Source organism: Ramlibacter sp. (assembly GCF_035554825.1).
In the GTDB taxonomy this organism is placed as follows: Bacteria; Pseudomonadota; Gammaproteobacteria; order Burkholderiales; family Burkholderiaceae_C; genus Ramlibacter.
In genome coordinates this window covers 1-7,465 of record NZ_DATMHS010000166.1, presented here as the reverse complement: position 1 = coordinate 7,465, position 7,465 = coordinate 1, and the positions used below count along the sequence as shown (strand labels likewise).

Below are 7,465 nucleotides of genomic sequence, written 5' to 3'. Positions count from 1 at the left end.
TGGCCGAGGTGCTGCGCTTCTTCGACCAGCACCTGATGGGCCTGGACACCGGCATCCGCGAGGAGGCGCCGGTTCACTTTCACACCGTGCGCGAGGAGAAGTGGCAGGCCGCGCCGGCCTGGCCACCGCATCCGGCCAGGACGCGCCTGTTCCTCGACACCGAGGGCCGGCTTTCGCCGCAGGCGCCGGGGCAGGCGTCGATCGCGCCCTACCAGGCGCACTTCACCACCGGCACCGGCCTGAACACGCGCTACGAGCGCCTCGGCGCGCTGGCCGTGATCGACTACTACGGCGACTGGAACGGCCGCGAGGACGCGATGCTCTGCTTCGCCACGGCGCCGTTCGAGCGCCGGACCGAACTCACCGGGCATGCCGTGGTGCAGCTGCACGTCTCGACGTCGGAGCGCGACGCCAGCCTGTTCGTGTACCTGTCCGAAGTGGATGCGAACGGCCGCTCATGGTTCATCACCGAAGGCCAGTTGCGGCTGCTGCATCGCGAGACCGCCAAGTGCCCGCCGGGCTATCGCACGACCTGGCCGTACCGCACCTTCTATCGCGAGGATGCCGACCTGATGGAGCCCGGCGTGCCCGAGGCCGCGCAGTTCGCGCTGCTGCCGATCTCCTGGCAGGTGCAGCCCGGCAGCCGCCTGCGCGTCGCGATCGCCGGCGCCGACTGCAACCATTTCGCCCAGGTGCCCCCCGGCCGGCCGCCGCTGCTGAAGTTCACGCTGGGCGGCCCGGACGCCTCGTTCATCGACCTGCCGATCAAGGGCTGAGTTGCGCCGGGCCGCGGTCCGGAACCTCAGGCATTCGACGCTACGATACGAACATCGGCGGCGCCTGCACGACGCGGCGCCGCATTTGTTCGCTCGACGTGGTTGAAGGTGGAAGCAATGCAGCTGGGAATGATCGGCTTGGGACGGATGGGGGCCAGCATGGTGCGGCGGCTGGTCGGCAAGGGCCACGACTGCGTCGTGTACGACGCCGACCCGGGCGCTGTCGCCGGCCTGACCAAGGAAGGCCGCACCGGCGCCCACACGCTGGCGGAGTTCGTCTCCAAGCTGAGCAAGCCGCGCATCGCGTGGGTGATGGTGCCGGCCGGCATCGTCGACAAGGTGCTGGCCGAGCTCGCGCCGCTGCTCGAGCCCGGCGACATCGTCGTCGACGGCGGCAACTCCTACTACCGCGACGACATCCGGCGCGCCAGGGAACTGGGCGCCAGGGGCCTGCATTACGTGGACGTCGGCACCAGCGGCGGCGTGGCCGGCCTCGAGCGCGGCTACTGCCTGATGATCGGCGGCGAGCCGCAGACGGTGCGGCACCTCGAGCCGCTGCTGCGCGACCTCGCGCCCGGCGTCGAGGCGGCGCCGCGCACGTACGGCCGCGACGGCGCGCCGGCCCCGGTGGAGCAAGGCTGGCTGCACTGCGGTCCGCACGGCGCGGGCCATTTCGTGAAGATGATCCACAACGGCATCGAGTACGCGATGATGGCCGCGTACGCCGAGGGCTTCAACATCCTGCGCCACGCGAACATCGGCCAGCAGTCGTTCGCGGCCGACGCCGAGACCACGCCGCTGCGCGAGCCCGAGGCCTACCGGTACGAGATGAACCTGCCCGACATCGCGGAGGTGTGGCGCCGCGGCAGCGTGATCCCCTCGTGGCTGCTGGACTTGACCGCGCAGGCGCTGCTGCAGAACCCCGACCTGCAGGGCTTCAGCGGCCGGGTGTCGGACTCCGGCGAAGGCCGTTGGACGATCCTGGCCGCGGTGGAGGAAGGCGTGCCGGCGCAGGTGCTGAGCGCGGCGCTGTACGACCGCTTCAGCTCACGGGGCAACGCGACCTTCGCCAACCAGATCCTGTCGGCCATGCGCAAGGGCTTCGGCGGGCACGTGGAGAAGCCAGCGGGCTGAGCGCGTCGGAGGCCTCAACCCGACAGCCGAACGCGAAGGGCGCAGAAGCACGCAGAAAACGCAAAAGAATCAAAAGAATCTTTGGAGCCTTCTGCGTCCTTTGCGTCCCTTTGCGACCTCTGCGTTCGGCTGTTGGGTTGACCGTCCCATTGAATTTCAGCCGGCCTGGTCCTGCCGCGCCTTGAGTTTCACGACTTCGTCGCACAGCGCGGTGAGCTGGTCCAGCATCGTGGTCTCCATGATCTTCGCGCGTTCCAGGATGGTCGCCGCCGCATTGCTGGAGGTCTGCGCGCTCTTGCGGATGGTCTCGAAGCCCTCGACCTGCTTGCGCATTCGCGCGATCGCGTTGTCGACCACCTGAAAGCTGGCCGCGTCCTGCGTGTCGTGCGCCGCGGCGCGCACCGACATCGCCGTGGCCACCATCATCGCGGCCTTGAGCCACACGTCGGTGCCCGGATCGTCGGCATGCCAGCGCACCACGATGTCGTGCCCGTAGCGGCTGAACGCCGGGATGCCGGGCTGCGCCGTCTTCTCCGAGTGCACGAAGACGCAGACGCCGGCGCCGCGGTTGCGCCGCGCCACGTCGGCCTCTTCCAGCGTCGCCATCAGGTCGTAGGATCCGCTCTCCTTGGCCTCGACGACGATCTTCGCGTTGGCAGCGGCCTTTTCCGGCCCGATCGTGACCACGAAGTCGCCGACCTTCTTGTTGGGGATCAGGCCGGTGCTGGTGCCGCAGTCGCGCACCACGTCGCCGGCCGCCTGGCAGATCGAGCGCAGCTGCTCGCCGACGCTGGCCTCGAACTCCAGGCCGTGGCGCGTGCTCTTGCTGGCCTCGTCGCGGCGCGTCTGCAGCTGGCTGATCGCGACGTTGAGCGACTCCGAGAGCCGGTTCGCCATCGCCACCTGCTCCCTGTGGTTGTCCTCCAGCATCTTCTGCAGCCGGCACAGGGCCGAGGACTCGTTGTCCAGGCTCAGCTCGCTGGTGAGGCTGCGCTGCGCCGTCTCGACCCGCTGCACCAGCCGGCTCAGGGCCGAGTCCGGCCGGTCCAGGCTGAACTCCGCCACCACGTCCGCCATGTTCTTCGACAGCGCCGTGTTCAGGTTGCCGTGCTTGGCCTCGAGCTCGCCGAGAAAGCGGGTCAGCGCGCCGCCCTTGTTGTCCAGGGAGAACTGCTGCAGGATCGCCGCGTTCTGCGACTGGATCACGCCGTCCAGCGTGCGCTGCATGGTCTGCACCAGCTGGTTCTCGCCGCTGGGGTCCAGCACCTTGAGCAGCTGGCTGTTGTCGCCGATGAACTGCTCGAAGACCCGGGTCAGGCTCTGCTCGGCCGACTGCACCTGCGCCTTCATCACGTTGGCCAGTTCGCCGTCCGAGTGCACGAGCCGCTCCACGCGCTCGACGAACATGCCCTGCTTGGGATCGAAATAGTGCGACAGCGACCCGGCCACCCGCTCCTCGAACACCTTGCGCCAGCCGTTCAGGCGCTCGCCGAGCTGCTCCATCAGGCGCTCGCCTTCCTGGCGCACCATGTCGCCGTCGACCACGCCGCGCGCCGCCCGCAGCGACAGCACGCCGATCTTCAGCGCGGTGAGCAGGAAGTCGGTGCGCGCGCGGCCGTCGGGGTACTCGCTGGCCGCCAGGATCACCTCGGGGTCGGAGATGACGAGGTTGACGTAGAAGGGATCGGCGCGGCCCGCTTCGCCGCCGGCGCGCGAGTCGGTGGTCTGGATCGGCAGGATGATGTCGTCGCTCATGGTGTCTCCGTCATGGCCGCCATTCTCGCGGATGCGCGCGCGGGCGGCCGGGACGAATTCACGGCGGCGTCTGCGGGACGGGACCGGCGCCGCACCGGCGGCGGGGACGGCGCCTGCGCTGGACGCGCAGGCCGGCGCGCCTGTCAGAAATTGAGCAGGTTGCGCCGCACGTGCAGCAGATGCTCGGTCGCCAGGGCCTTGGCCTGCGGCAGGTCGCGCTGCTTGATCGCCTGCACCAGCGCGCGGTGCTCGGCCTGGTAGGCGGCGCGCCGCTCCGGCGTCACGCTGCGCCGCTTCAGCAGGCCCCACTCGCCGCGGCTGCGCACCTGGTTCATCAGCTTGAAGACGCTGGCGACGAAGGAGTTGCGCGCGGCGTTGGCGATCACCTCGTGCAGCATGCCGTCCCAGTACTCGAATTCTTCCAGCGTGCCGGCGGCCTCGCCCTTGGCGCAGCACGCCTCCATCTGCTCGAAGTCGGCGGCCGTGGCGTTGCCGATCACCATCTCGATGATCGCGGGCTCCAGCGCCAGCCGCGCCTCCATCAGCTCCGACGGGCTGGTCTGGCGCACCGGGTCCTCGCTGGCCATGCCCTTCAGCACGGCAGCGGCGCGGTCCGTGACGTAGGTGCCGCTGCCGACGGTCTGGCTGATCACCTCCAGGTCCTTCATCTCCTGCAGGACCTTGCGCACCGTGGTGCGGCTCACGCTGAACTGCTCGCTCAGGTCACGCTCGGTCGGCAGCCGGTCGCCGGCGCGCCACTGGCCGGACTGCAGGCTCTCGAGGATGAAGCCACGAAGCGTCGAAGCGGTGTTCACGGGGTCGTCTCGTTGTCGTCTTGGGCGCAGGTGAAACCAAATAGTACCAATTGCCGAGCGCCCGCGCCAGGGACAACCTTCCCCCGCTGTCGGCTGATGTTGACCGATCCGCCGTTTCTCCTATGATCGCCGGATTGGTTTCAATTGGTCCGCCAACAAACCAAATTGTCCGCAGCTCACAGGAGAACTCATTTGCGCATCGCAACGTACACGCAGGGCGGCAAGCGCCAGGTCGGCATGGTGTCCCCCGACGGCCAGCAGGTCACCGCTTTCAAGCTCCCGCCCGATGCCGCCCAGCGCGGCGCCCTGCCCCTGATCGAGGCGGCCGCCAAGGGCGATGCCCTGCCCGGCCTGGAAGCCACCGGCGTCGCCGTCTCCTCGGTCAAGCTCGAAGCCCCGATCCCGCTGCCCCGCCGCAACATCTGGTGCGTCGGCCGCAACTACCACGCCCACGCCAAGGAACTGGCCACGTCCGTGTTCAAGGACAACGCCGCCAACGTGATGGAATGGCCGATCGTGTTCAGCAAGGTGCCCGAGTGCGTCGTCGGCCCCACCGACAACGTGGTGCTTCCGGGCGCGCAGATCTCCGAGCAGATCGACTACGAAGCCGAACTCGCCGTGATCATCGGCGTCGGCGGCAAGAACATCGCCAGGGCCGACTGGCGCAAGCACGTCTTCGGCTACACGATCGTCAACGACGTGACGGCGCGCGACGTGCAGATGCGCCACCAGCAGTGGGACATGGGCAAGTCGTTCGACACCTTCTGCCCGATGGGCCCGTGGATCGTCACCGCCGACGAGCTCGACGGCACCAGGACGCGCGTGCGCTGCTGGGTGAATGGCGAGCAGCGCCAGGACGGCCCGACCGAGAACATGATCTTCGACATCCCGTCGCTGATCGAGACCATCTCGCGCGGCATCACGCTGTACCCGGGCGACGTGATCGCCACCGGCACGCCGGCCGGCGTCGGCATGGGCTTCAAGCCGGCCAAGTACATCAGGAGCGGCGACGTGATCCGCATCGAGATCGACGGCATCGGCCAGATCGAGAACAAGTTCGTCTGACAGACGAAAGGTGTCATCCCCGCCGACATGGGGATGACACCATGCACCGCCGCGCCGCCAGCGGCTCCAATAACGAATCCATCGAGAGGAAGACAAGACATGAAGATCGCACGACCCGCCGTCCGGCTGCTCGTCGCCGCCGCCGTGGCCGTGGGCAGCGCCGGCGCCTTCGCCCAGGCCGACTACCCCAGCCGCCCCGTCAAGATCATCGTGCCGTTCGCCGCCGGCGGTCCCGCCGACAACTACGCGCGCTTCGTCGCGCAGCGCCTGTCGACCGAACTGAAGCAGCCGTTCGTCGTCGACGACAAGCCCGGCGCCGGCTCGATCATCGGCACCGATGCGGTGGCCAAGTCGCAGCCCGACGGGTACACGCTGCTCATGATGTCGAACACCCACACCGTGAACGAGACGCTGGTGCCGACCAAGCCGTTCAAGCTGATGGACGACTTCGTTGGCATCGCCCCGGTGAACTACTCGGACCTGATGCTGGTCGTGCACCCGTCGGTGCCGGCGAAGAACCTGGCCGAACTGATCGCCCTGGCCAAGGCCAAGCCGGGCAAGCTCAATTACGCCTCGTCCGGTACCGGCACGCCCTACCACATGGCCGGCGAGCTGTTCAAGCACATGGCGGGCGTGAGCATCACCCACGTGCCGTACAAGGGCAGCTCGGGCGCCCGCACCGACGTGGTCGGCGGCCAGGTCGACATGATGTTCGACGCCGTGACCACCATGGCGCCCATGGCCAAGGAGGGCAAGGTGCGCGGCCTGGCCACCAGCGGCGCCACCCGCAACTCGATCACGCCCGACCTGCCGACGGTGGCCGAAGCCGGCGTGCCGAAATACGAGGCGACCATCTGGCTTGGCCTGATGGCGCCCAAGGGAACGCCGCCGGAGATCGTGAACAAGCTCAACGCCGCGGTGCGCAAGATCGTCGGCGCGGCCGACGTGAAGGCGACGTGGGCGCAGCAGGGCGCCGTGCCGATGTCGATGACGGTCGGCGAGTTCGACAAGTACCTGCGGGCCGACATCGCCAAGTGGGCGACCATCGTCAAGGCCTCGGGCGCGAAGGCCGACTGAGCTTCCGGTGCCGACCGACATCCAGTTCACGCTGAATGGGCAGGCGACGTCCGTGCGGGTGGACCCCGAGCGGATGTTGCTCGACGTGCTGCGCGACACGCTCGGCCTGAAGGCGTCGCGCCTGGGCTGCGGCCTCGGCCAGTGCGGCGCCTGCACCGTCATCCTGGGCGACCACGCCGTCACCGCCTGCGACACGCCGATGTGGTCGGTCGCGGGCAAGAGCGTCACCACGCTCGAGGGCCTGGGCAGCCGCGCCGCGCCGCACCCGCTGCAGACCGCCTTCATCGAGGAGCAGGCGCTGCAATGCGGGTTCTGCACCAGCGGCATGCTGATGCGGGCGGCCGCGCTGATCAAGCGCAATCCGCACCCGTCCGAGGCCGACATCCGGCAGGCGCTGGAAGGCAACCTCTGCCGCTGCGGCGTGCACAACCGGGTGGTGCGCGCCGTGGCAAAGGCCGTCGCATGACCGTGCCGGCAGTCCCGGCCAGCCTCAAGGCGCAGCCGCGCCTGGGCCAGTGGCTGGACATCGGCACGGACGGCCGCGTGCGCGCCTACTCGGGCAAGGTCGACATCGGCCAGGGCATCTCGCATGCGTTGCGGCTGCTGCTCGCCGAGGAGCTGCAGCTCGCCCCCGAGCGAATCGACATGGTCAGGCCGACCACCGCGGCCAGCCCGGACGAGGCCGTGACCTCGGGCAGCCTGTCGATCCAGCATTCGGGCGCGGCGCTGCGCCATGCGGCCGCGCACCTGCGCGAGTCGTGCCGCGACCGGCTGGCGGCGCGGACCGGGGTGGACCGCGCGGCCGTGGCGCTGGACGGCGGTGTCTTCGTGGCGGGCCAGGCG

At 69.1% G+C, this 7,465-nt stretch carries 8 protein-coding genes; 6 read left to right on the top strand and 2 right to left on the bottom strand.

Annotated elements, in window-relative coordinates; translation table 11 throughout:
* Positions 1-776 (top strand): CocE/NonD family hydrolase (locus tag VNT59_RS20105; RefSeq protein WP_325501440.1); only part of this gene is annotated, 776 nt, incomplete at its 5' end.
* 117 nt (positions 777-893) lie between these two features.
* Positions 894-1,910: a phosphogluconate dehydrogenase (NAD(+)-dependent, decarboxylating) gene (gene gnd, locus VNT59_RS20100; RefSeq protein ID WP_325501438.1), complete on the top strand. Its 1,017-nt coding sequence runs from the start codon at positions 894-896 to the stop codon at positions 1,908-1,910.
* 156 nt (positions 1,911-2,066) lie between these two features.
* Here gnd and VNT59_RS20095 read toward each other — a convergent pair whose 3' ends face one another.
* Positions 2,067-3,665, bottom strand: coding sequence for a hypothetical protein (locus VNT59_RS20095; protein ID WP_325501436.1), 1,599 nt, complete (start codon positions 3,663-3,665; stop codon positions 2,067-2,069).
* 143 nt (positions 3,666-3,808) lie between these two features.
* Complete coding sequence (locus VNT59_RS20090) at positions 3,809-4,480, bottom strand: FadR/GntR family transcriptional regulator (RefSeq protein ID WP_325501434.1); 672 nt, start codon at positions 4,478-4,480, stop codon at positions 3,809-3,811.
* Positions 4,481-4,672: 192 nt separating this feature from the next.
* Here VNT59_RS20090 and VNT59_RS20085 point away from each other — a divergent pair, with 192 nt between their 5' ends.
* From VNT59_RS20085 to VNT59_RS20070, 4 genes are all read left to right on the top strand, one after another.
* Complete coding sequence (locus VNT59_RS20085) at positions 4,673-5,545, top strand: fumarylacetoacetate hydrolase family protein (protein ID WP_325501432.1); 873 nt, start codon at positions 4,673-4,675, stop codon at positions 5,543-5,545.
* Positions 5,546-5,644: 99 nt separating this feature from the next.
* On the top strand, positions 5,645-6,622 hold the full coding sequence (locus tag VNT59_RS20080) for a tripartite tricarboxylate transporter substrate binding protein (RefSeq protein ID WP_325501430.1): 978 nt from the start codon (positions 5,645-5,647) through the stop codon (positions 6,620-6,622).
* Positions 6,623-6,629: 7 nt separating this feature from the next.
* On the top strand, positions 6,630-7,088 hold the full coding sequence (locus VNT59_RS20075) for a (2Fe-2S)-binding protein (protein ID WP_325501428.1): 459 nt from the start codon (positions 6,630-6,632) through the stop codon (positions 7,086-7,088).
* Positions 7,085-7,465 (top strand): molybdopterin cofactor-binding domain-containing protein (locus tag VNT59_RS20070; RefSeq protein ID WP_325501426.1); only part of this gene is annotated, 381 nt, incomplete at its 3' end. The genes VNT59_RS20075 and VNT59_RS20070, both read left to right, overlap by 4 nt.

What these genes read in the sequence shown, in the direction of transcription:
- VNT59_RS20080 (WP_325501430.1), top strand. Translation starts at nt 5,645, where the DNA reads ATGAAGATCGCACGACCCGCCGTCCGGCTGCTCGTCGCCGCCGCCGTG.
- gnd (WP_325501438.1), top strand. Translation starts at nt 894, where the DNA reads ATGCAGCTGGGAATGATCGGCTTGGGACGGATGGGGGCCAGCATGGTG.
- VNT59_RS20095 (WP_325501436.1), bottom strand. Translation starts at nt 3,665, where the DNA reads ATGAGCGACGACATCATCCTGCCGATCCAGACCACCGACTCGCGCGCC.